The organism is Arthrobacter sp. E1SS-5 (genome assembly GCF_057073715.1).
Genome location: NZ_CP172703.1, coordinates 3,746,751 through 3,769,071 on the forward strand (window position 1 = coordinate 3,746,751; position 22,321 = coordinate 3,769,071).

Annotated in this window: 19 protein-coding genes; 10 read left to right on the plus strand and 9 right to left on the minus strand. The window is 64.7% G+C overall.

Going from position 1 to position 22,321, the window contains the following annotated elements; all coding sequences use genetic code 11:
- Positions 1-14: 14 nt before the first annotated feature.
- Positions 15-374, plus strand: coding sequence for a VOC family protein (locus ACIGJD_RS17565; RefSeq protein ID WP_483687287.1), 360 nt, complete (start codon positions 15-17; stop codon positions 372-374).
- Between the two features lie 87 nt (positions 375-461).
- Positions 462-746, plus strand: coding sequence for a DUF427 domain-containing protein (locus ACIGJD_RS17570; protein WP_483687288.1), 285 nt, complete (start codon positions 462-464; stop codon positions 744-746).
- Positions 747-822: 76 nt separating this feature from the next.
- Here the strand turns inward: ACIGJD_RS17570 and ACIGJD_RS17575 are convergent, their stop codons facing one another.
- Together ACIGJD_RS17575 and ACIGJD_RS17580 are read right to left on the minus strand one after the other, a co-directional pair.
- On the minus strand, positions 823-1,056 hold the full coding sequence (locus tag ACIGJD_RS17575) for a hypothetical protein (protein WP_483687289.1): 234 nt from the start codon (positions 1,054-1,056) through the stop codon (positions 823-825).
- A 144-nt stretch (positions 1,057-1,200) separates the two neighbouring features.
- Positions 1,201-2,112: a patatin-like phospholipase family protein gene (locus tag ACIGJD_RS17580; RefSeq protein WP_483687290.1), complete on the minus strand. Its 912-nt coding sequence runs from the start codon at positions 2,110-2,112 to the stop codon at positions 1,201-1,203.
- A gap of 189 nt (positions 2,113-2,301) precedes the next feature.
- Between ACIGJD_RS17580 and ACIGJD_RS17585 the strand changes: the two genes are divergently transcribed.
- Positions 2,302-2,805, plus strand: a complete 504-nt coding sequence (locus ACIGJD_RS17585; protein WP_483687291.1) for a GNAT family N-acetyltransferase — start codon at positions 2,302-2,304, stop codon at positions 2,803-2,805.
- Positions 2,806-2,855: 50 nt separating this feature from the next.
- Here the strand turns inward: ACIGJD_RS17585 and ACIGJD_RS17590 are convergent, their stop codons facing one another.
- From ACIGJD_RS17590 to ACIGJD_RS17605, 4 genes are all read right to left on the minus strand, one after another.
- Positions 2,856-3,338: an SRPBCC family protein gene (locus ACIGJD_RS17590; RefSeq protein ID WP_483687292.1), complete on the minus strand. Its 483-nt coding sequence runs from the start codon at positions 3,336-3,338 to the stop codon at positions 2,856-2,858.
- A 177-nt stretch (positions 3,339-3,515) separates the two neighbouring features.
- Complete coding sequence (locus ACIGJD_RS17595) at positions 3,516-4,568, minus strand: hypothetical protein (protein ID WP_483687293.1); 1,053 nt, start codon at positions 4,566-4,568, stop codon at positions 3,516-3,518.
- Between the two features lie 39 nt (positions 4,569-4,607).
- Entirely contained in the window at positions 4,608-5,474 is an 867-nt protein-coding gene (locus ACIGJD_RS17600) for a phosphatidylinositol-specific phospholipase C/glycerophosphodiester phosphodiesterase family protein (protein WP_483687294.1), read from the minus strand.
- A 241-nt stretch (positions 5,475-5,715) separates the two neighbouring features.
- Entirely contained in the window at positions 5,716-7,161 is a 1,446-nt protein-coding gene (locus ACIGJD_RS17605) for an HNH endonuclease signature motif containing protein (protein WP_483687295.1), read from the minus strand.
- Positions 7,162-7,368: 207 nt separating this feature from the next.
- Between ACIGJD_RS17605 and ACIGJD_RS17610 the strand changes: the two genes are divergently transcribed.
- The 6 genes from ACIGJD_RS17610 (at position 7,369) to ACIGJD_RS17635 (ending at position 15,756) form a co-directional block, all read left to right on the plus strand.
- Positions 7,369-8,265 carry a MurR/RpiR family transcriptional regulator gene (locus ACIGJD_RS17610; protein ID WP_483687296.1) on the plus strand — a complete coding sequence of 299 codons (897 nt, stop codon included), beginning with the start codon at positions 7,369-7,371 and terminating at the stop codon, positions 8,263-8,265.
- Positions 8,266-8,302: 37 nt separating this feature from the next.
- A complete protein-coding gene (locus ACIGJD_RS17615) occupies positions 8,303-9,229 on the plus strand; it encodes an NAD(P)-dependent oxidoreductase (protein ID WP_483687297.1) in 927 nt (308 codons plus the stop codon).
- 37 nt (positions 9,230-9,266) lie between these two features.
- On the plus strand, positions 9,267-10,814 hold the full coding sequence (locus ACIGJD_RS17620; RefSeq protein ID WP_483687298.1) for an aldehyde dehydrogenase family protein: 1,548 nt from the start codon (positions 9,267-9,269) through the stop codon (positions 10,812-10,814).
- A gap of 7 nt (positions 10,815-10,821) precedes the next feature.
- Positions 10,822-12,063, plus strand: a complete 1,242-nt coding sequence (locus ACIGJD_RS17625; protein WP_483687299.1) for an amidohydrolase — start codon at positions 10,822-10,824, stop codon at positions 12,061-12,063.
- Positions 12,060-13,457, plus strand: a complete 1,398-nt coding sequence (locus ACIGJD_RS17630) for a DUF3100 domain-containing protein (protein WP_483687300.1) — start codon at positions 12,060-12,062, stop codon at positions 13,455-13,457. The genes ACIGJD_RS17625 and ACIGJD_RS17630 overlap by 4 nt, the downstream gene beginning before the upstream one ends.
- A gap of 277 nt (positions 13,458-13,734) precedes the next feature.
- Positions 13,735-15,756 (plus strand): KAP family P-loop NTPase fold protein, encoded by a 2,022-nt coding sequence (locus ACIGJD_RS17635; protein WP_483689535.1) that lies wholly within the window; start codon positions 13,735-13,737, stop codon positions 15,754-15,756.
- 182 nt (positions 15,757-15,938) lie between these two features.
- Here ACIGJD_RS17635 and ACIGJD_RS17640 read toward each other — a convergent pair whose 3' ends face one another.
- Both ACIGJD_RS17640 and ACIGJD_RS17645 read right to left on the minus strand, forming a co-directional pair.
- Positions 15,939-17,966 carry an ABC transporter ATP-binding protein gene (locus ACIGJD_RS17640; RefSeq protein WP_483687301.1) on the minus strand — a complete coding sequence of 676 codons (2,028 nt, stop codon included), beginning with the start codon at positions 17,964-17,966 and terminating at the stop codon, positions 15,939-15,941.
- Positions 17,963-19,696 carry an ABC transporter ATP-binding protein gene (locus tag ACIGJD_RS17645; protein WP_483687302.1) on the minus strand — a complete coding sequence of 578 codons (1,734 nt, stop codon included), beginning with the start codon at positions 19,694-19,696 and terminating at the stop codon, positions 17,963-17,965. Before ACIGJD_RS17645 ends, ACIGJD_RS17640 begins: the two co-directional genes overlap by 4 nt.
- 276 nt (positions 19,697-19,972) lie before the next feature.
- Here ACIGJD_RS17645 and ACIGJD_RS17650 point away from each other — a divergent pair, with 276 nt between their 5' ends.
- The gene (locus ACIGJD_RS17650) at positions 19,973-21,160 is read left to right on the plus strand and encodes an MFS transporter (RefSeq protein ID WP_483687303.1); all 1,188 of its coding nucleotides are present in this window, start codon (positions 19,973-19,975) and stop codon (positions 21,158-21,160) included.
- On the opposite strand, the gene ACIGJD_RS17655 is transcribed toward ACIGJD_RS17650, so the two are convergent.
- Positions 21,114-22,205 carry an SDR family oxidoreductase gene (locus ACIGJD_RS17655; RefSeq protein WP_483687304.1) on the minus strand — a complete coding sequence of 364 codons (1,092 nt, stop codon included), beginning with the start codon at positions 22,203-22,205 and terminating at the stop codon, positions 21,114-21,116. The two genes, ACIGJD_RS17650 and ACIGJD_RS17655, sit on opposite strands and share 47 nt — an antisense overlap.
- Positions 22,206-22,321: the final 116 nt, after the last annotated feature.

Below are 22,321 nucleotides of genomic sequence, written 5' to 3' on the forward strand. Positions count from 1 at the left end.
TCTAGGCTGGGCGGATGTTGACCATCGGAACGATCGTCCTCGGCGTCAACGACGTCGCCGCCGCCACCAAGTTCTGGCATGACGCTCTGGGCTATGTCCCCCGGGAACCCGGTGACGAAACGTGGGTGACCCTGGTGCCGTCGTCGGGCCCTGGCGCGGAACTGTCCCTCATGCTCAGCGAAACTCCCGTCCAGCACCATCCAAGGATCCACCTGGACCTGTATGCGGACGACCAGTCCGCGGAGGTGGAGCGGCTGGTGTCGATCGGTGCGCAGCGCGTTGATTGGGACTCGTACCCGGACGATCCCGACTTCGTGGTGCTGGAGGATCCGGACGGCAACCGGTTCTGCGTGATCGACAAGAGCCCGCGCTAGCGCCGCCCGGGAACAAGCGGCCCGCCCAGCCCGTTGGCATCCGTACAACCGCCTCCTTTACGGGGCGGCAGCGACGGAAGGGAACTCATGGTCAGGGCTGTCTGGAACGGAAAAGTGATCGCGGAATCGTCGGACACCGTGGTGGTGGAGGGCAACCACTACTTCCCGCGCGAGGCCGTCAATCCCTCCTACCTGCGGGACAGCAGCAAGAACACGTTCTGCCCATGGAAGGGCACGGCCAGCTACCACACGCTGGACGTGGACGGCGAGCTGAACGAGGCCGCAGCCTGGTACTACCCCCAGCCAGAGCCACGCGCCAAGCACATTGAGGACCGGATCGCTTTCTGGCGCGGCGTGACCATCGAGGATTAGCGGACAGAAGAAGCGGACGACGGCGGGTGGGCGCCCGGCGTCGTCCGCTTACCTGTTGCAGTGTGCTGGTCAGCCTTTAGCGGTGATTCTTGCGCTGCTTCACAACGTGGAGTTCGCTGGCCTCGTTTTTTGCCCGCTTTTCGGCCCGTTTTTCGAGAATAGACTTGCCGACCTTTTTAGCGGCGCCGCCCTTGGATTTTCCGGACATCGGAATCACGCCTTCCTTTCTCGCGTTAACCGCTACCATACCCACTTTTATTTTTTTCGCCAGCCCTGCTATCCCGCAGCGCAGAGCCCCGGCGGAACCCACAGCGCCGCCTTTGCCAGTTACAAGAAATGCAAATTCCTGACAGTGACCAATTTCCCCCGGCGCTTTTTGTAATAACCCAAAAAGAAAAGGGAAACCCGTAAGACAAAATTTGCGGCACGCTCTGGGTTAGGGGCGAGGTCCGGCTCACTGCCAGAATTCCGCGAGCCTCCCGGCGAGGGCTTTGCCTTGGTTGTATCCGGCTTGGGCCGCGGCCGGCCGCAGGGACAGGTCCATGGCGTTGGGGCCGAACATGTGCTCGGCGTCGCTGTCCGGACCGATCACTTCGACTTTGCTGCCGCTTGCACGCAGCTCCTCCACCTGCGCTGCCAACTGCATGCCCCACTCCAGTGGCATGCGGGTCCTGCCACCGAAGGGTGACAGCACCAGGACCAGTCCGTACCCGCCGGCCAGGTCTGCGTTCTCGTTGCGCCGGTAGGCGCCGTCGAGATAGCTGTTGTCCCCTATCCGGTACGCGGAGGCACTGGAGCAGCTGGCGGCCACTGCATCCACCAGATCGATACCGCTGTTGCGCTGGAACACTGCCGGTTCCCCGGTACTGGCATCGACCGCAGTGATGAAAAGCTCACGGTCCGGCCATTCCTGCCGGGGCAGGCGCGCGGCGACGGTGGCCCGCCAGCGTTCCGAGGCATCGTGGCCAGCAGCCAGGTCGAGCGCGGCCGCCCCCATCCTGCGCCTCATGTCGGCGGCATCCGTGGAAGCGGCGATGATCCTGCCGGTCCGCTCCAGATGGCTTGACACCGGGCTGCCGGGAGCCTCGGTTCCTGCGGGACGCGGCCGCTGCGGGAGGGGAGCAGCAAGGACGGCGGCATAGAGTTCCGCGGGAGTGGCACCGGCAATTTGGGCAGCAGCTGTGGATCCTGCCGATGTTCCGATGACCCTGTCCGCATTGGTCACGTCCAGCCCGGCATCAGCCAGGCCGGCGAGGATGCCAATCAGCCAGGCGTTACCGGTAGAGCCTCCGCCGCCGAGGACCAGCGCGCGGCGGGAATTCCCGGCCGGCGTGGCGTGCGGGAGAAAAGTGGGTGTTGTGTTCATGGGAGTCGCCTTTCACGAATTGCCTGTTCGGCGCTCCCGGCGGCGGCTGGGTCAGCCGCGGATCGTAGGCTGCGAGGGAGCACCCATTACGGATACAGCTTTCATGGGTCCCACCTCCTCGGTTCGTGTCACGATCATGGGAATCTTGGCACACCGCCCGCACGGTCCGCAACGGGTAAATTTGGAGCGGTGATTTCCATTGACCGCGACAACCCCGCGCGTGACGATGTCCGGCTGCTCCTGAGCGAACACCTGGCCGACATGTACGCCACCTCGCCGGCCGAAAGCGTGCACGCCCTGGACCACTCCGCGTTGTCCGTACCGTCGATCTCGTTCTGGACGGCCCGCGAGGACGGGAGCCTGCTGGGGTGCGGCGCCCTCAAGCTGTTGGCTTCCCCTATCGGGACGGAAAGGCACGGAGAGATCAAGTCGATGCGCACCACCGCGACTGCACGGGGCCGCGGCGTGGCCACGCTCATGCTCGGACACATCCTCGAGGACGCCCGGAAGCGAAACCTTGAGCGCGTCTTTTTGGAAACCGGAACTGAGGACTACTTTGCTCCCGCCCGCCGCTTGTATGGGCGGCACGGCTTCACCGAGTGCCCACCCTTTGCGGACTACACGCTGGATCCCAACAGCGTCTTCATGGAGCTTCGCCTCCAGCGACCCACCCCCGGAACCCAGGAAAGCTGACGACGGCGGGCGGCCACCCGCCGTCGTCAGCTTGCTGAAACTGCCCGCTTCTACAACTGGCCGCCGGGGCCGCTGTCCTTGACGTCACCGCGCCAGCCGCCGGTTTCGGTGCCGCGCGATTCGATGAAGTCCTTGAACTTCCGCATGTCGGCTTTGACCTGCATCTCATCAATCTTGAGTGCCGCCCCCGCCTTCTCGGTGACCGTTTCGGGCGCCCATTCAAAATGGACTTTGACCTTGGTGTGGCCCGCGTCCAGCGGCGTGAACCGGACGATGCCGGCGTGCGACTTGCCGTCGGTGCTGCGCCAGGCGATGCGGTCGTCGGGTTCCTGGTCAACAATCTCGGTGTCGAACTCCCGCTGGACGCCACCCACCTTAGTGACCCAGTGGTTGGTTCTGTCGGTCAGTTGGGTCACCGATTCCACTCCGGACATGAACTGCGGAAAGGATTCGAACTGGGTCCACTGGTTGTACGCGGTCCGCACCGGAACTGCGACGTCAACGGTCTCTTCAACCTCTTGAAAGTGTTCCATCTGCTTCCTCCTCATCACGGACGGCCGCAACGGCGGACCGGCAGATCTGGCCTTCCTGCCAGCCAGGCAGCCGCCACCCCTGCACGATAGATCCGGGGCCCAGCTGTGTCCAGAGCCTTAAATACCAAAGCGGACGACGGCGGGTGGGCGCCGCCGTCGTCCGCTTTCCGTTGGTGCCTACTGGCTGAAGGGGACCTTTTCCCAGCTCAGGACGTCTCCGCCCTTGGCGCTGTTGCCCGCCACCGTGAAGCGGACGTAGTCCACGGCGTTGTTGGCGCCGTCGACGGTGATGCGCTGCAGGTTGTCCGCGGCCGGTGAGCCGTAAATGTCCAGCCACGGGGAACCCGCGGCGAGGGGCTGGTTTTCAGCAAAGACGTGGCTGTCGCCGTTGACCAGGTACACCGGGGCGTCGAAGTTGTTGGTTTCCTGGACGATGGCCTGCACGATCCCGCGGAAGCCGGAGACGGTGTCCGGGTTGGCGGTGGCGTCGGCCAGGAGCGACGGATCGAACATGTCGGCCTGCTGCATGAGCACCACGGCGCGGTCGTTGCTGCGCCTCGCGTCGGCGAAGGTCTGGTGGATCTGGGCGATAACTGCGTCTGTGCGGTGCTCCACTTCGGCCAGTTGCTCCGGCGTTGGTGCGGTCTTGCCCAGGCCGGTCCACGGCAGGAGGGAGTTGTTGCTGCCCTGGACGTTCAGGACGGAGAACGCCACCCGGTTCTTGTCGAAGCGGACGTCCTCGGGGAGGCCCAGGTTCTCCTGCGACTTCACCGGCATGGTGGTACCGAGCGTTTTGCCGGGCTGGTTGAAGAAGACCTCCCGGATCTTGTCCAGGCGCTCCAGCGGGTTGTAGGCGCCGTTGTTGGTGCGGTGGCAGTCGACCCACTCGTTGTCGCCGGGGGTGTAGACCAGCGGGTGGGTGAAGGTGTCGAACTGGGTGCGGATGTAGGAGAAGTATTCGTCCGAGCAGACGGAGGAACCGTTCTTTATATCGCCCACGTGTGCTACAAACTTCAGGTCCTTGTCCGCATTAAGATCCTGGATCCGGGAGGGGAATTTGGCGATCTCGGTGGCACCGTAGGGGATGTCGCCGATGGCGGCGAAGGTGAAGGCCTGGTTGCCGTCGTTGGTGCTGTCCTCGCCTGTCTCGGCGAAGGCGGGCTGCGACGCAAGGAGGCCGAACGCCAGGGTGAGTGCCGCCGTCGTAATTTTGGCTGTCTTGGAAGGCATGGGGATGGTCCTGTTTCTCGTGAGGTCTGGACAGGGGGCTCAGGCGCCGCGGGCAGTGAGGAACTGCTGGAGGCCGGCGAGGTCGTCGGTGTTGATGTGGTCCACGCCGGCATCGGCGAGTTCGGTCCAGACGGCGTCGCGTGCCGCGCCGGGCTGGTCCGGGGTGGCCCAGAAGCGGACGCGGTAGCCGTTGGCGTGCGCGGTGGCGACGAAGTTGCGGAGCTTGGTGCGCTCCGCCTCCGGCATGGGGCCGACGCCCTGCCAGGTGAAGAGCTTGGTCCAGTTGTCGCTGACCAGCGGCATCAGGGCGGCGGGCAGGCCGGACGTGAGGTCGGTGGCGCGGCCGTCGTAGAAGCTGAAGCGCCGGGTTTGCGTCTGCATCGTGGTCAGCGGGCGGTTGCCGCTGATGACCGCGGTGACCGGGCCGGTCTTGACGTTGCCGTTGGTGTAGCGGCTCATGATGTCCCGGTGATCGGCCAGCTCCTGCTCGATGGCGGCGTAGGTGGCCTCGCCTTCGCTCTTGATGTCGATCAGGAGCTGAAAGCTGCCGTCCCATGTGGGGTAGACGCTGTGGCCAGGCTGGCTGCGGACCAGGTCCTGGAGCGGGTCAAGGTAGAGGCTTTCGAGGGAGACCCCCTGCTTGGCGTCGGCCAGGTCATGGGCCACGCGGAGTTCACCGTCTACGAGCCATACGTCCGCTTCAACGCTGGTGAAGCCGTGTTCCAGTGCGTCGAACAGGGGGCGGTCATGCTCGTAGTCGTTGTGGGCGTGGGTGCCGGCAAGGGGCTGGCCGACGACGACGGGCGCGGGCTTGGGTGCCGCAGCCTGCGCTACGGCTGGGGCTGCTGCCGCCCCCGCCATGGAGGCGAGGATGGCGACGGCGGCGAGGGTGCTTTTCACGAACACGGGGAGTACTCCTGGTACCTCGGGATTTGTTGCCCTGTTGACGCGACGGGCGGAAGGGTGCGTGAAAAGACTGCTTGACCTGCCGAAACGGCGTGAGGCCCCTTGGTTGCTGAGTGGTGAACGAGAGGGAACAACGGAACTGGGGAGCGGAGGAAGTGACCTGGTCCGAGGGCGCGCCAATCCGGGCACTGCGAGAGCAAGGAGGCGACAGAACATAGGCAGCAGGCCGACGGGCGGCGTCCTACGAGGCAATAAGGAAGTCCACTACTGATTCCAGTGGGCTCGCTTCTTCAAACAGGAGACCTGGTGGCCAGAGCGTTGGTTCCCGGTCCGGTTGTTCGGCGTCGTATTTGCGGCCCGTAGGCGAGACCCAGCCGGGCGGCTTATTGATTGTTGCCGGGCCCGGGGTCCAGCCGGTTCGATGCTTGAGCCGGTGATGCTTTGGACACAGCTGTCCCAAGTTGCTGATTCCGGTGGCTCCTCCGTGCTCCCAGGCCGTGAGGTGGTCCGCCTCATTGTCCTGGCTGGGATTGCTGCAGCCTGGGAAGGTGCATTTTCCGTCCCGCATCCGCAACCACCGCTTCAATGACTCCGGCAGCCGGTAGCTGGTGCGGCCAAGTTCCAGTGGGGCTCCATCCCGGGGGTCCACCAGGACCCGGTAGAAGGAGCCAGCACCTTCCGCGACAAGCTTCCGCGCCATCGATGCAGGGATAGGCCCAAAGTTATCGAGTTCGGCGGGTTCGTCCGTGGCACCGAGGAGGGAGAAGACAGGTACCGTGACCAGCACATCCGCCTTGAGAGTCGCCCCAGTCCCGGCGAGTTGGCCTGTCCCGCCAAGCAGCAACTTCTCGGCCACATCCGCCCGGAGTTGAGTGAGCGTCCGTGGTTCGTCCGGCCCTTGCATCCCGCGGGCAAGGGCCGAGCTTTTGTTCCAGATAGCACAGGCCTTGTCCGCAGCCATGTACAGCGAGATCCAAGCCATCCCGTTGCGGTCCGGGGAGTACTCCATCCGCCGGTCTTCTACCGACTTCGCGTGCCTGATCTCCAGGGACTCCGGATGATGGCGTTCCCGCCAGGCACGCACCTTCCGCCGGAAACGTGCCGGCACCAGTTCCCCCGCAGCGGCACCCCTGGCTGCATTCGGCGCCTCGGGGTCCAGGAAGTGCGCCTCCAGCGCAGCGGCAGCGGCAGTATCCAGCCCGATGGTTTCATCAACGATGATCCGGGCGTGCTGCCAGGAAATCCTTCCTGCCTGCAGGGCATCCAGTGCAGCCGGCAAGGAAGTAGTCAAAGCGTGGGCTTCCCCCAGCAGTGCAGAAGCAGCACGTTCGCCGACAGTGAGCGCGCAGGCGACCTCCGCCACCAGGCTCATTTCACGCGCCGATGACTCGTATGCAGTTTCTGCCGGCGCCTCTAGCGCGTCTGCTGCGTCTGCATAGGTCGCCAGCAGTTGAACTTTTGTCGCCGCAGTGACGGCTTCAATCCGAGCCACAACCTCCAGGCCGGTCAGGCACGACTCGGCAAGGTCCCGCAATGGATCCGCGTCAGCAGTGCAGCCGGCGTCCTCGGCGGCGTAGGGCGAAAAAGCCGGGACAGCTGCAAGCTCATCAGCGAGCCCGGCGAGGGAGGAGATGGCAACGGCCAATCCGGCCTTGCCTCCCGCTCTGACTACCGCCTTGGACTCCATGACCAAACCCTGTCATGAGGGTCTGACATTCGAGGTTGCACCGCGGCAACAGGCCCGGGCGGTCCCGTCCGCGTCCGCCCAAAGCTGCCCGCGTGGGTCAAGGTTTTACATACCGGAAACCAAAAACCCTGTTCGCAAATGAAATTGCAGAGTACATTAAATGCAATTGCACTTGCAGAGTGATCTGCATTACAGGACAGGCCTACCTTGAACACCAACGCCACCGACGAGAGCGCCACGGGGGAAGCGAGCGATGCCGCCATCGGCTCGCACGCCTGGCTTGGCGACGCACTGCCGGACGTCCCGCTGACCAAGGCACAGAGCCGGGTGGTGGAAGTCATCCGCCGCAACCCGCAGCTGTCCTCCTATGCGGACATCGCCGAGATCGCCCAGCGCGCGGACGTCAACAGCTCGTCAGTGGTGCGCACGGCCCAGCACCTTGGTTACCGGGGCTGGCCGGACCTGCAGCGCGAACTCCGCTCCCGCTACCTGGTGATGATCTCCACCGAAGACACGCTCACCGTGCATGGCGAGACGCGCAGCCCACTGTACGAAGCCATCAACCACGACATCGAAAACCTGCGCCTGACGTTGGACTCCAACACCCCGGAGGAAGCCCAGGGCGCCATAGCCGCGCTGGCGGCAGCCAAGTCCATTACCGTCGTCGGCATTGGCTCATTTGCCGGGCCTGCAAGCGTCATGGCACACCTGGGCTCCACCATGGGCTACCCCATCACCTTGGAAAACCGCTCCGGACCGCACCTGGCGTCGAGCACCAACAGCCTGGGGCCGGGAGACGTCCTGGTGGTCATCAATATGTGGCGCTCGGTGAAGCAGATCATCATCGCCGCCGAAGCCGCCAAGCATGCCGGCGCCACTGTCGTGGCCATCAGCGACCTTCGCCGCGGCCGCCTCGCCACCGCCGCGGACCACCTGTTGATCGTTGCCTCCGAAGGCATCTCCTTCTTCCAATCCGTCACCGCCGCCAACTCCCTCATCTACGGCCTGCTGGCGGGCATGGAAGCGGCACACCCCGAGCGCAGCAGGGCCACCATCCGCCGCACCCAGCAGCTTTGGAAAGACCTCGACATCTACCTCGACTAAGAACACCACCTCAACAGGCACTCAGGAGTACCCCTATATGAACGAGCCACAGAACCGCCGCATCGCCGTCATCGGCCTCGGCGCCATGGGCGGAGCAATGGCCGCCACACTGCACAAAGCGGGCTGGGACGTCACCGGCTTCGACCCGTCGGACGCCGCGCGGGAAGCAGCCGAAAAGACAGGCATCAGCACCGCCGACACCCTGGCCGCGGTCGCCGGAACCCCCTATGCGGTCCTTTCCCTGCCCGCCGCGAGCATCGTGGAAAGCACGGTGCCGCAGCTTCTGGCAGCCCCGGGAACTGTCGCCATCATCGACACCACCACCTCCGAGCCCGCCACCAGCAAGCGCATGGCCGAACTCGCGGGAATCCACGGCGCGGCGTTCATCGACGCTCCTGTGTCCGGCGGCCGGGACGGCGCCGCCACCGGTTCACTCAGCGCCTTCGTTGGTGCCACGGACGCTGCGCTGGAAGCCGCCGGGCCCGTCCTGCTGGCGCTCACCGGCGGCAACTACAGCCACATCGGCGGTCCCGGCAGCGGCAACGTGGTCAAGCTCCTCAACAACGTCCTGGCCGCCGCCAACCTGGCCTCCGTGGGCGAGGCCCTGGGCGTGGCCAAGGCGTACGGAATCGACCCCGCCACCGCCGCAGCCAGCATCAGCGGCGCGTCCGGCGGCAGCAAGGTCTCGGCTGCCATGTACCCCAACTGGATCCTCACCGGCAGCCACGATTCCGGCTTCTCCATGGGCCTGATGGCCCGGGACGCGTCCCTCGCCGTGGACGTGGCCGCACAGATCGGCGAGAAGCCGGCACTCCTTGCGGCAGTTGCCAGCCAGTGGCAGGACGCCCTGGCGGTCCTCGGCCCACGCGCCGACTTTACCGAGATCGCCCGCACCGTAGCCCCCGCCATCACCCCTGCCGGCGCCCCACAGACCGGTACCCCCGAATCAACAACCGCCGCCTGATACCCCGCGCGACGCAGTCCCCCAAAGGAACAGCATTTTGACGATCACCACAGCACCGACCTCATCCTCTGCCGCCACAGCCAAAGCAGTCCTGGACGCCGCCTTCCCGGCCGGCCTCGGCGCCTTCGTCGACGGCCGCGTCGCTACCGGCAGCGGGGGCAGCATCACCCTCACCGTCGCCGCCACCGGCGAGCCTTTCGCCACCTACGCGGACCCCGGCGCCGAGGGTGCCAACGCCATCCTGGAAAGTGCGACGGCGGGAGCCCGGGTTTGGGGCGCGATGAACGGTTTCGAGCGGGCGGCCATCCTCCGGAACGTCAGCCGCGCCGTGGAGCAGCATGCCGAAGAACTGGCCATCCTGGAATCCGCCACCACCGGCAAGCCCATCCGGGACGCCCGCGCAGAAGCGGCCAAAGTGGCGGAGATGTTTGGCTACTACGCCGGCTGGGCGGACAAGCTCACCGGCCAGACCATCCCCGTTCCGGGCAACTGGCACACCTACACCGAGCGCGTGCCTTGGGGCGTCGTCGTCGCCATCACCCCCTGGAACGCACCCATGTTCACGGCCGGCTGGAACTCCGCCGCTCCTCTCGCTGCCGGCAATGCGGTGATCATCAAGCCCAGCGAGTTCACCCCGGCGTCGTCCGTCCGGCTCGCCCAGATCGCGCATGAGGCGGACCTGCCCGCCGGTGTCTTCAACGTGGCCGCCGGCCTGGGCCAGACTGTCGGCGCGGCACTCACCACCGATCCGCGCGTCGGGAAGGTCAGTTTCATCGGTTCCGTGCCCACCGGACGCCGCGTGGCCGTAGCCGCAGCGCAGGCGGGCATCCCCGCGCTGCTGGAGCTCGGCGGCAAGAGCGCCAACATCGTCTTCGCCGACGCCGACCTGGAGCGCGCCGCCGAGGGTGCCATCTCCGCCATCTTCTCCGGCGCCGGGCAGTCCTGCGTGGCCGGGTCGCGGCTGCTGGTGGAACGCAGCGTGCACTCGGAGTTCGTGGAGATGGTGGCCGCCAAGGCCGCCCTGCTGCGCGTGGGCGATCCGCTCAGCGCGGACACCGAGGTGGGCCCCATCATCACGCCCCAGCAGTTCGCCACGGTCACCGGCCTGATCGAGGCGGGAATGAACGACGGCGGCCGCCGCCTTACCGGGGCCGCGTTGCCGGAGTCGGTGAGCGGCTCGGCTCTGAAGGGCGGGCATTGGGTGATGCCCACGCTGCTGGACGGCGTCACCCCGGAGAACCGGTTGGAAACCACCGAGGTCTTCGGGCCTGTGGTCGGGGCCGATGCGTTCGACACAGAGGCCGAAGCCATCGCCCGCGCCAACAACACCGCCTTCGGCCTGGCTGGCGCCGTGTGGACTTCGGACGTGTCCCGCGCCCACCACGTGGCCCGTGAGGTCAAGGCCGGGACGTTCTGGATCAACGCCTACAAGACCATCCACGTGGCGGTTCCATTCGGCGGGTTCGGCGATTCGGGCCACGGCCGCTCCTCCGGCCCGGGCGTCCTGGACGAGTACACGCAGACCAAGGCCGTCTGGGTGCCCACGCGCGCCGCCGGCTCCCCCTTCCCTTCGCTGTCCTACTAGGAGACCCATGGATACGACTGACACAACCACAGCGCAAGATGACGTGCGCGCTTCCCTCGCGGACGGCGTCGAACGCTGGAAGCCCAAGGTGGAGGCGCTGGCCAAGGACATCCACGGCTTCAAGGAAATCTCCTTCGAGGAGGTCCGGTCCGCGGAGGCGATCAGCGCGCTGCTGGAAGAGGGCGGCTTCGAGGTGGAGCGCGGCACGAGCGGCCTGCCCACCGCGTTCACGGCGACCGCGGGCAGCGGCGACCTCACGGTGGCGCTGTGCGTGGAGTACGACGCGCTGCCGGGGATCGGGCACGCCTGCGGCCACAACCTAATTGCCGGCGCATCCGTGGCCGCGGCCCTGGCGCTGCGGCCGTTCGTAGACCAGCTCGGCATCAGGCTCAAGGCGATCGGCACCCCTGCCGAGGAGCACGGCGGCGGCAAGGCGCTGATGCTGGAGCAGGGAGCGTTCGACGGCGTGGGGCTGGCGTTGATGGTCCACCCGGTGCAGGACGGGCTCACCTACAACCCGGCCGGCACGAGCGCCCAGGCCGTGGGCCGGTACAAGGCGACGTTCACCGGCAAGGCGGCGCACGCTGCGGCGGCACCGCACCAGGGCGTGAACGCCGCGGACGCCGCTGTGCTGAGCCAGGTGGCGATCGGCCTGCTGCGCCAGCAGATCCCATCCGACCACCGGATTGCCTGCTTCGTGGCCGAGGCCGGGCACGTCACCAACATCATCCCGGAAAAGGCCGTGGTGGAGTTCGAATGCCGGGCCTTCACCCTGCCCGAGTTCCACGCGCTGCTGGAGCGGGTGCGGCGGTGCTTTGAAGGTGCGGCTCTGGCCACCGGCACCACCCTTGAGTTCGAGGACACCGAGCCCCTATACGAGCCGCTGATCCAGGACGATGACCTGGCGGCGCACTGGACCGCGGCGATGGATGCGTTCGGCAAGGACACATCCCGGTCGTCCGGCCTGAGCGGCGGGTCCACGGACATGGGCAACATCTCCCAGGTCATCCCGTCCCTGCATCCGTGGCTGAGCATCCCGGGCGCGGACGTTCCCATCCACTCGCATGCGTTCGCCGCCTTGGCGGACACTCCCCAGGCGTACGGGGTGATGTTCGAGGCCGCCACCGCGCTGGCATGGACCGTCGCCGGTGCTGCCTCAACCCCCACCCAACGTCAACGCTTCACCCAGGCGGCGTACCGCCGTCGTACTTCCACCCAGGAAGCTGTCACCCAGGAAGGCGCATCATGAGCACTGTCAAAGCAGCCCGGACCGAAACGGCCGGCACCAGGCTGACCATCCCCATCGCCGCGCTGGCGTTCGTGATTGCCCTGGCCGTGCAGTTCATTGGGCAGGCGAAAATCGATCTGGGCATCGGCGCGATCATCATTTTCCCCATGGTGTGGGGCCTGATCCTGGGCCTGCTGGTGTCCATTCAGAAGTTCAAACCGCTGGGGATCGACCTGCAGCGCGTGGCCGCTGCCCTGGTGGGCGTTGCCGTGCTGCTGCTGGTGGCGCGGCTGGCGTTCAACATCGGCCCCAGCCTGCCCACGCTGCTGAAGGCCGGCCCGGCGCTGCTGCTGCAGGAGGTGGGCCACCTGCTGGGCACCATCGTGCTGGCGCTTCCGCTGGCGGTGCTGCTGCGGATGGGCAAGGCGACCGTGGGTGCCACGTTCTCGCTGGACCGTGAGCCGTCCTTTGCGATGGTGTCCGAGAAGTACGGACCGGACTCGGACCAGTACCGCGGCGTGCTGGCGATGTATGTGTTCGGGACGCTGTTCGGCGCCGTGTTCATCACGCTGCTGACCTCGCTGGTGTCCAACTGGAAGATCTTCGACCCGCTGGCGCTGGCCATGGGCGCCGGCGTGGGGTCCGGGTCCATGATGGCAGCCTCCGCCGCGAGCATCACCGCCGCCTACCCGGCCGACCAGGAAGCGATCCTAGGCATGGCCGCTGTGTCCAACCTGATCACCACCGTGCTCGGTGTGTACGTGGGCATCTACATTGCGCTGCCGCTGGCGGACAAGTTCTACCGGGTGCTGACGCGGAGGCAGGAGAGCCGGGAGGTTGTGGCTGCTGGTGCTGGTGGCTCCGGTGCTCCGGCTGGATCCGCTGCTTCCGCCGCCTCCGCTGCCGACGCCGAGCGCGAGGCCGCTCAGGCGGAGGAGAACCGGCGGTTCCGTGAGCGGGTGGCCGCATCCTCCGCGGAGATCAAGCTGCCCCTGTGGCTTTCGCTGTCCGTCCTGACTGTGCTGGGCATTGGCACGGCGGCGGTGGCGGCGAAGGGGCTGAGCCTCTCGATCGTGGTGGGGTATGTCATCCTGCTAGCACTGGTCCTGGTGGGTATTGCGCTGGCGAAGGTCACCCGCAAGATCTCCGCGATCGTGTTCATCACTACCATCGGCGCGTACATCTCGAGCCCGTGGTTCTTCGCGGCGGAGCCGCTGAACGCGGCCGTGAAGACCGTGGACTTCCTGTCCATCGCGACCGTGATGCTGACCCTCGCCGGCCTGTCCCTGGGCAAGGACATCCCGCTGCTGAAGAACATCGGCTGGAAGATTATCCCGGTGGGACTCGTGGCCATCACGGCGTCGTTCCTGCTGGCCACGGTTATTGCGGAGTTCGCGCTGGGGCTGTGGCACTGAGGTAGTCACCCTCCCCTGTTGGGGCTTGGGCGGAGCGGACGACGGCGGGTGGGCCCGGCGTCGTCCGCTTTCGTTTTGATCGTGATGGAAAGTTTGCGACGATCTGCTTCCGTTCTTCAGGTTCCTGAATAGATGTTGTTAGATGACGCTCAACATAGATGTTGTTAGATGACGCTCAACCGACGTGGGCGGGCATTGATAGTTGCGCGATTCATAACCATCGCTCGGACTAATCGAGTGGTTGACTATCGGCATGGATGGAAGAGTCAAGCCCCCTATGCCTTGGAACGATGAAGCAAGAAACAAGAGTGATATCGCAGGTCGCGATCAGTTCACCAGGGTCGTAGCGAGTCGCATTGATTCCTGCGCGGATGGCCAGAGCTCAACGGTTTTTGGCTTGGTCGGACCGTGGGGAAGCGGAAAGACGACCCTATTGAAGGATGTGGTCGGACAACTAGAAGAGTGGACCGTTGTATGGTTTAGCCCTTGGTCTGTAGCAGACGTTGAGTCCATCACCGCAGAATTTGTTTCCACCCTCACTGAAGCGTTTCCCCAGTCTTCACCAATAAAAGAAAAACTTACGAAGTATTCTCGCTTAGGCGCGCCCACCTTGAAGATGATTCCCGTAGTAGAGGGAGCAATGGCGTCTCTTACATCAGAATTAATAGCCGAGATGACGAAGCGGCCATCGTGGCATTCTGAGTTTGGAAAAATAAGCAAAGATATCGGAGGTTTACACAGACGCGTTCTCGTCGTCGTAGATGATGTCGACCGACTGGATGGAGATGAACTTCGAGCGCTTCTTCGGGTTGTTCGGCTGCTCGGTCGATTTACCAATGTTCATTACCTTATGGCTTACGACCAAGCGACAGTCGAGCGGGTTCTCGACTCAATGGGCTCCACGGGTGAGAGCTCGGAGTTTATGGAGAAGATTGTTCAGTACCCATTTGAGGTTCCTCCCGCACCCCTGGTGGTTCGCCGCCGCTGGAGTAGGTCCATTCTTGACGCCATTAGTCCGCTGGAGGGCAAGCTCGGCGCAGAATACGGGGAACAGCGAGAAGAGCTGATCAGAATTCTTGCACTTGGCCTCGAAACTCCGCGGGCAGCCGAGCGCTTTCGGGAACAAATGATCAGTCTTTCTCCACTCCTGACTGAGGCAGAAGTGGATGCTCTCGACTTCGCCGCCTTGACTTGGCTGCGCATTGCCCACCATCGGGTCTGGGATCACATCCGTCTCAATCCCGAGGACTACACCTCTTGGAGGGAAGGAGACACAGCGGAGACACAAAGGTTACGCGTTGAACGAATAGAAAGCCTCGTCACCAGAGGACACTCCAAAGTAGTTCACCAAGCAGTTAATTTTCTATTCAAACCGGCCGGACTCGCGGGGGCGTTCTCAGATCGGCAAGGCAGGATGCAGGTATCGCGGTACTTTGAACGCTATTTCCAAGTCGGACTACCTGATGATGACGTTAGCGAACGGAGAACGCAGACCGCGCTGCGTGAACTTGAGCAGGAGGCCTCAGGATCACATTATGCAAAGGACTTGGAGAATATATTACTTAGCTCGGACCGAGAGCGTGCTGCACTAGCATTGGAAATAGTTATGAGTTTCCGACGCAAAAAACAACACACCTCCGCCACTATCCTTGATTTTGCCGAAAATATGAACCTTAAATTGCGGGCTAGGGGCAATGGCGAGTTCAGCCGAGTGGTATCAGCGGAGCACTGGCTGAACCATGAAATATTCTTGGCAATAGCCACAAAGCTTGTTTCAACGCAAGATATTATCGCGCGATTTGGGTATCTTGCCATCACCAGGAGCGCATACAACGTACAGCGATTTAGACGTCACGAAGCGGCGGATATCAAGAATGCATATGCAGAAGTTGTAGCAAACTGGGTTGCCGAGGTACGTAATGAACCCCTCACTGCTACTTTGAAACGGCAGGAACTAATTCCTATGACATCTTTCTGCATCTGGATTGCTGATCTTGAGGACCACGGTGGCTTTCTCGAAGACCGCATCGTGGACGCTGAAACGCTCATTCAGGCTGCCACAGCATTCGTATCCTTCACCGAATGGGTTGGAACTGACATCAAGTACGACGTCACCTTCCGAGAAGACGAGTTCAACTTCAGCATTGGAGAGGCCTCGAGGTCTGCCGTGCTAAGCGACATCTCGCCCTCCGACGGGGTCGCAAGCTACGAGGTGTCGGACAGAAAAGATCAAGACTTGACAGAGGCCCAGCGTCGCGACTTCGCCATTCGCAGTGTCCTTGCACTCGAAACTCAGTAGTCGCAGATCCGCACTTAGGTCGAAAAGGCTGGCGCTGTTGCCATACCCGAAATTCCCAGAACTCGGTCCGAGAGCCTCTGTCTACTTCCAGCCCGTGCAAGAACCAAGGGTCCGCAACGGACGATGGGCGTCGATATCCTGCACATTAGTTGTCTACAGTGCCCCCTGCCACCCACGGGTTCTTAAACCTCCGCCACCGGCGCCGCGAACTGAGCCTCGTACAGCCGCGCGTAGGCCCCGCCCGCAGCCAGCAGTGATGCATGGTTTCCCTGCTCCACGATCTGCCCGTTCTCCATCACCAGGATGAGGTCGGCGTCGCGGATCGTGGACAGGCGGTGCGCGATCACGAATGACGTCCGGTCGGAGCGCAAAGCGCTCATCGCCTTCTGCACCAGCACCTCGGTCCGGGTGTCCACGGAAGAGGTCGCCTCATCCAGGATCAGCACAGAAGGCTGCGCCAGGAACGCCCGCGCAATGGTCAGCAGCTGCTTCTCGCCCGCGGACACGTTGGACCCTTCGTCGTCCAGCACCGTGTCGTACCCCTCGGGCAGCGACTTTACGAACCGGTCCACATAAGTGGCCTGGGCTGCCTCCAGCACCTCGGAAGAAGTAGCAGTAGGCCGTCCGTACGCGATGTTGTCCCGGATGGTCCCGCCGAACAGCCACGTATCCTGCAGCACCATCCCCATCCGCGAGCGCAGGTCGTGCCGGCTCATGGTGGTGATGTCCACCCCGTCCAGCGTGATCCGCCCGGCGTCCAGCTCGTAGAACCGCATCATCAGGTTCACCAGCGTGGTCTTGCCCGCCCCCGTGGGCCCGACTATCGCCACCGTCTGCCCCGGCTCCGCCACCAAAGACAGGTCAGAAATCAGCGGTTTGTCCGGCGAATAAGAGAAGGACACGTCCTCAAACACCAGCCGCCCGCGCGCCCGCCCGTCCGGGCTCTGCAGCGCAGCTCCCACAGGATCCGCCGACTGCTCCTCCGTATCCAGCAGCTCAAACACCCGCTCGGCGGAGGCCACGCCGGACTGCAGCAGGTTTGCCATGGATCCCAACTGCGCCAGCGGCTGCGTGAACTGCCGCGAGTACTGGATGAACGCCTGCACATCGCCCAGCTGCATCGCCCCGGACGCCACCTGCAGGCCACCCACCACGGCAATCCCCACGTACACCAGGTTCCCGATGAACGTCATGGCCGGCATGATCAGCCCGGAAATGAACTGCGCCCCGAAGCTCGCCTCGTACAGCTCGGCGTTCTTCTGCCGGAACCGCTCCCCCACCTCACGCTGCCGGCCAAACACCTTCACCAGCGCATGCCCCGTGTAGGTCTCCTCAATCTGCCCGTTCAGCTCGCCCGTGTTCTTCCACTGCTGCACGAACAGCTTCTGCGAGCGCTTGGCAATCAACGTAGTGATCCCCAGCGTCAGCGGAATGGTCACCAGCGCGATCAGCGCCAGGGTGGGCGACAGGATGAACATCATCACCAGCACGCCCACCACCGTCAGCACCGACGTCACCGCCTGGCTGATGGACTGCTGCAGGCTCTGCGAGATGTTGTCCACATCGTTGGTCACCCGGCTGAGCAGCTCGCCGCGCTGGATCGAATCGAAATACCGCAGGGGCAGCCGGTTGATCTTCGCCTCAATCTGCTCGCGCAGCCCAAAGACCGTCCGCTGCACCACGCCGTTCAGCACATACGCCGTCCCCCACATGAACGCCGACCCCAGCACGTACAGCACCAGCGCCCACGTCAGCACACCCGCCAGCGCGCCGAAGTCGATTCCCGCGCCGGGCGTCAGCGTCATGGCACTGAGCATGTCCGCCTTCTGGTTCTCCCCGGACGCCCGCAGCATGGCAATCAGCTGCGCCTGCGTCATCCCCGGCGGCAGCTGCTTGGACACCACGCCGGCGAAAATCAGGTTGGTGCCCTCGCCCAGCAGCCGCGGCCCGATCACCTGCAGCACCACGCCCGCCACGGCCATGAGCAGCACCAGCATCAACCAGAACCGTTCCGGCCGCAGCGTACCCAACAGTCGCTTGGCAGAGGCGCCAAAGTTCATGGCCTTCTCCGCGGGCACGTTCATCCCGGCAAAAGGTCCACCGTGCCCGGGGCCGCCGCGCGGCCTTGGAATGCGTACGACGGCGGCCTGGCCGGTTCCGGAGGCGGGCGCGGCTTTGGTGCCGGCCCCTGGAGTGGGTCGCTGGCTCATACCGTCTCCTCCGCTGCCAGCTGGGACGAAACAATCTCGCGGTACGTCTCCGACGTCTCAAGCAACTCATGGTGCGTCCCGTTCGCAACGATCCTGCCGTCGTCGAGCACCAGGATCTGGTCCGCGTCGACAATGCTGGACACACGCTGCGCGATGACCACCATGGTGGCACCGGCAATATTGCGCTTGAGCGCCTGGCGCAGCCGGGAATCCGTGCCGGTGTCCAGGGAGGAGAAGGAATCGTCAAAGATATACAGCTCGGGCCGCTTCACCAGGGCCCGGGCGATAGCTAGCCGCTGCCGCTGCCCACCGGAAACGTTGGTGCCGCCCTGTGAGATGGGCGCGTCCAGCCCCTCTTCCATCCGCTCCACGAAGTCCCGCGCCTGGGCAATGTCCAGCGCGTCCCACAGCTCCTCCTCGGTGGCGTCCGGGTTGCCGTTCAGCAGGTTGCTGCGGACGGTGCCGGAGAACAGGTAGGGCTTTTGCGGCACCAGGCCAATGTGCCCCCACAGCAGGTCCGGGTCCAGGTCGCGCACGTCTACGCCGTCCATCAGCACGGCCCCGGAGGTGACGTCGAAGAGCCGCGGCATCAGGTTGACCAGGGTGGTCTTGCCCGAGCCGGTGCTGCCAATGATCGCCGTCGTCTCCCCCGCACGCGCGATGAAACTGATGCCTGCCAGGACGGGCTGGTCGGCACCCGGGTAAGCGAATCCGACGTCGCACATTTCCAACTCACCGCGCCGGACTGCGCTGGCGACCGGCTGTTCCGGCGGCAGGACGCTGGAGCTGGTGCCCAGCACCTCGCCGATGCGGTCCGCGGACACCGACGCGCGCGGGATCATCACTGCCATGAAGGTGGCCATCATGACGGACATCAAAATCTGCATCAGGTAGCTCAGGAACGCGATCAGGGTGCCCACCTGCATGGATCCGTCCTCAATCCGGAACGAGCCGAACCAGATTACGGCCACGCTGGAGACGTTCAGGACCAGCATCACCGTTGGGAACATCAGGGCCATCAGCCGGCCGGCGCGGAGTGCCACATCGGTGACGTCCGTGTTGGCGCCCGCGAACCGCTCCGTCTCCACGTCCTCGCGCACGAACGCCCGCACCACCCGGATGCCGGTGAGCTGCTCGCGCAGCACGCGGTTCACGGTGTCGATCCGGGCCTGCATCTTGCGGAACAACGGCACCATTCGCGTGACAATAAGTCCGACGGCGATGAGCAGCACCGGGACGCATACGGCAATGAGCCAGGACAGTTGGGCGTCCTGCCGGATGGCCATGATCACCCCGCCGATGCTGAGCATGGGGGCGGCCACCATGAGTGTGGCGGACATCAGGACCAACTGCTGGACCTGCTGCACGTCGTTGGTGGAGCGGGTGATGAGGCTGGGGGCACCGAACCGGCTGACCTCCTGCTCGGAGAACTGCCCCACCCGCTCGAAGATGGCACCGCGCAGGTCACGGCCCAGCCCCATCGCAGCTTTGGCGCCAAAGTACACGGCCACAACGGTGCAGGCGATCTGGGCGAGCGTAACGAGCAACATGACGCTGCCGGTGGACAGGATGTAGCCGGTATCGCCCCGGGCCACACCCTGGTCAATGATGTCCGCGTTCAGCGTGGGCAGGTACAGCGACGCGATGGACTGCGCCAGTTGGAAAACCACGACGGCGGCGAGCAGCAGCCGGTGCGGCCGAAGGTATTCGACAAGCAACTTCCAGAGCATACGCAGAGCCCTCACCTGACGGAGTGTCCACAAAACCTCGTGCGAAGGTCAGTGTACGTCCGGAAAGGGCAGTTGATCCTGCCAGTTGGCTGGGAAAAACGGCAGTTCTCCCACGGCGTATTGCAGCGGTCCTGCGGGAGATTCAGAAGCGCCGGTGGGTACGTCCATGTGAGAGAACTGATAGGTCGCCAAGAAGCGCCACATCACCGAATGATGGAAGAACGAACGATGCCTGCCGCCACACAGAATGCTCCACAACGTACTGCGAGATTCGGAATGGCCTTTATCGGCGTCCTGCTTATCGCCGTCAACCTTCGGGTGTCCTTTGTCAGCGTGGGGCCGGTCCTGGTCAACATCAGCAGCGACCTCGGGCTGTCCAGTGCCGCAGCGGGTTTCCTCACCGGCCTCCCGCTGATCGCCTTCGCGGTCTTCTCGCCGTTGGCCCCCGGATTCGCTTCCCGCCTGGGCCTGGACCGGGCACTGTGGACGTCCCTGCTGATTCTCGCCGCCGGCATCGTGCTTCGCTCCTTGCCCGTGCCCGGCTTGCTCTGGGCGGGAACTGTTCTGATCGGCGTCGCCATTGCCTTTCTCAACGTCCTGGTGCCCTCCCTCGTCAAACGGGACTTTCCGTTGCGCGTCAGCCAGGTCACCGGAAGCTACACCGCTGCCCAGGCCGCCTTCGCAGCAGTGGGGGCCGCCGTCGTCGTACCCGTGGCACAAACGTCCCCGGCAGGGTGGCGCGTCGCCCTGGGAGTGTGGGCGGGATTGGCCCTCATCGCCATGGCGGTGCTCCTGCCCTGGCTCCGCCGGCACACCGCAACTGCAGGGCACTCCGCCAAGCCCGAAGCCGCCTCCCGGTCGCCCTGGGGGTCGGCCCTGGGCTGGCAGGTGACTGCCTTCATGGGGCTGCAGTCGATCGCCTTTTACGTGTTGATGGCGTGGTTGCCCACCATCGAACAAAGCCGCGGGACCCCCGCCACCACTGCCGGCGTGCACCTTTCCGTCTTCCTGCTGATCAGCGTGTTCGCCAGCCTGGGGACGGGTGGCGTCCTTCACCGCGGATCGGACCAACGGCTGGTTTCCTTTGCCAGCGGGGCGTTGGTGTTCGTGACCTTCCTGGGCCTGGCCCTGGCCCCGGACCTCATCCTGCTGTGGGTTGTCCTGGGTGCTTTGGGCTGCGGGAGCCTCATCGTCATTGCCCTGTCGCTGTTCAGCCTCCGGACCGTGAGCCACCCGCAGGCGGCATCACTGTCCGGAATGGCCCAATCCGTGGGCTACGCGCTTGGCGCCGCGGGTCCAGTGGTTTTCGGCGCACTCCATGACGTCACCGCAGACTGGACGCTTCCACTGTTCGCCACCGCCGGTGCCATGGCGGTGCTGGCATTGATGGGTCTGCTGGCCGGCCGTGACCGGGTAATCAGGGAATCAGGCGATCGGCACGATAGCGGTCAAACAGTGAGGTAAACGCGTCCGGCGTCCGCCGGTACCCTGTGAAACCGCCATCCCTGCTCTTGCCCATGTCCGTCACCACCTCGATATTCCGCCCCAGGTCGCCGTCCGTGTGCCACCACGACGCCACCCGGTCCAGCTCCGGTTCGCGAAGGTTGTTTTCCTCGGCGATCCGCCGCCATTGGTCCTCCCGGCCGGCCATGGACTGTTCCAGCGGACGGGGCTCCGCCTGGTATCCCTCCCACTCCACGCCGAAATAGGCGGCCAGTTTCGGCCACATCCAGCGCCAGCGGAACACATCGCCGTTGACGATGTTGAAGGCTTCGTTGGCGCCCGCGGGAGTGGTGGAGGCCCAGAGCATGTGCTCGGCGAGCAGGCCCGCGTCCGTCATGTCGGTCAAGCCGTTCCACTGGGTTTCGGAACCCGGGAACACGAACGGCTCCCCGCTGTCCCGGCAGAGGGTTGCCTGCGCGGCGAGCGTGAGGCCCATGTTCATGGCGTTGCCCACCGCATGCCCGATGACGGTGTGTGCGCGGTGCACTGACCAGGTGAACCCCTGCTGGGCTGCTGCGGCCCAGAGTTCGTCCTCCTGGGCGTAGTAGAAGTTGGGTACCGGCAGGCGTGGTTCCTCCTCATGGAAGGGTGTATCCGGCATTTCCCCGGCGGCGTACGCCTCGAACGGTCCCAGATAGTGCTTGAGCCCGGTCATCAGGGCCACATGCGCCACGTCCTTGCCCCGCAGTGCTGCGAGGAGGTCACGCACCATGCCCGCATTGACGGCGATGTTCTCCTCCTCGGTGGCGCGCCTGGACCATGCGGTGAAAAAGACATGTGCGGGGTTCTCCGGAGCAAGCGCGGCGGCGAGTGAGGAAGCGGAGGTCAGGTCTGCGGAAAGCCAGGTGACGCCGGAACGCTCCGGGCCGGGCCGCCGGGACAAGGCAAGAACTGCCCAGCCTTGGCCAACCAGGGTATCCACCAGGGCGGACCCCGCGATGCCGGTGGCGCCGACCACCAGGGCCGTCCGGCCGTTGCCTGCTGCTGTTCCTGATGCCGTAGTCATGGTGCTCCTCTTGGTTTAGGTGCTGGGTGTCCGCACGTCAGCACGGCCTCACGCTTTGGCGGAGGCCCGCGCGCTGCCTCGCGCCGGGACATTAGGCCAACAAGGGCCCACTGGCG

Coding starts and splice junctions, on each gene's coding strand:
- ACIGJD_RS17565 (WP_483687287.1), top strand. CDS start 15: ATGTTGACCATCGGAACGATCGTCCTCGGCGTCAACGACGTCGCCGCC.
- ACIGJD_RS17570 (WP_483687288.1), top strand. CDS start 462: ATGGTCAGGGCTGTCTGGAACGGAAAAGTGATCGCGGAATCGTCGGAC.
- ACIGJD_RS17580 (WP_483687290.1), bottom strand. CDS start 2,112: ATGAACACAACACCCACTTTTCTCCCGCACGCCACGCCGGCCGGGAAT.
- ACIGJD_RS17590 (WP_483687292.1), bottom strand. CDS start 3,338: ATGGAACACTTTCAAGAGGTTGAAGAGACCGTTGACGTCGCAGTTCCG.
- ACIGJD_RS17595 (WP_483687293.1), bottom strand. CDS start 4,568: ATGCCTTCCAAGACAGCCAAAATTACGACGGCGGCACTCACCCTGGCG.
- ACIGJD_RS17605 (WP_483687295.1), bottom strand. CDS start 7,161: ATGGAGTCCAAGGCGGTAGTCAGAGCGGGAGGCAAGGCCGGATTGGCC.
- ACIGJD_RS17615 (WP_483687297.1), top strand. CDS start 8,303: ATGAACGAGCCACAGAACCGCCGCATCGCCGTCATCGGCCTCGGCGCC.
- ACIGJD_RS17625 (WP_483687299.1), top strand. CDS start 10,822: ATGGATACGACTGACACAACCACAGCGCAAGATGACGTGCGCGCTTCC.
- ACIGJD_RS17630 (WP_483687300.1), top strand. CDS start 12,060: ATGAGCACTGTCAAAGCAGCCCGGACCGAAACGGCCGGCACCAGGCTG.
- ACIGJD_RS17635 (WP_483689535.1), top strand. CDS start 13,735: ATGCCTTGGAACGATGAAGCAAGAAACAAGAGTGATATCGCAGGTCGC.
- ACIGJD_RS17640 (WP_483687301.1), bottom strand. CDS start 17,966: ATGAGCCAGCGACCCACTCCAGGGGCCGGCACCAAAGCCGCGCCCGCC.
- ACIGJD_RS17645 (WP_483687302.1), bottom strand. CDS start 19,696: ATGCTCTGGAAGTTGCTTGTCGAATACCTTCGGCCGCACCGGCTGCTG.
- ACIGJD_RS17650 (WP_483687303.1), top strand. CDS start 19,973: ATGGCCTTTATCGGCGTCCTGCTTATCGCCGTCAACCTTCGGGTGTCC.
- ACIGJD_RS17655 (WP_483687304.1), bottom strand. CDS start 22,205: ATGACTACGGCATCAGGAACAGCAGCAGGCAACGGCCGGACGGCCCTG.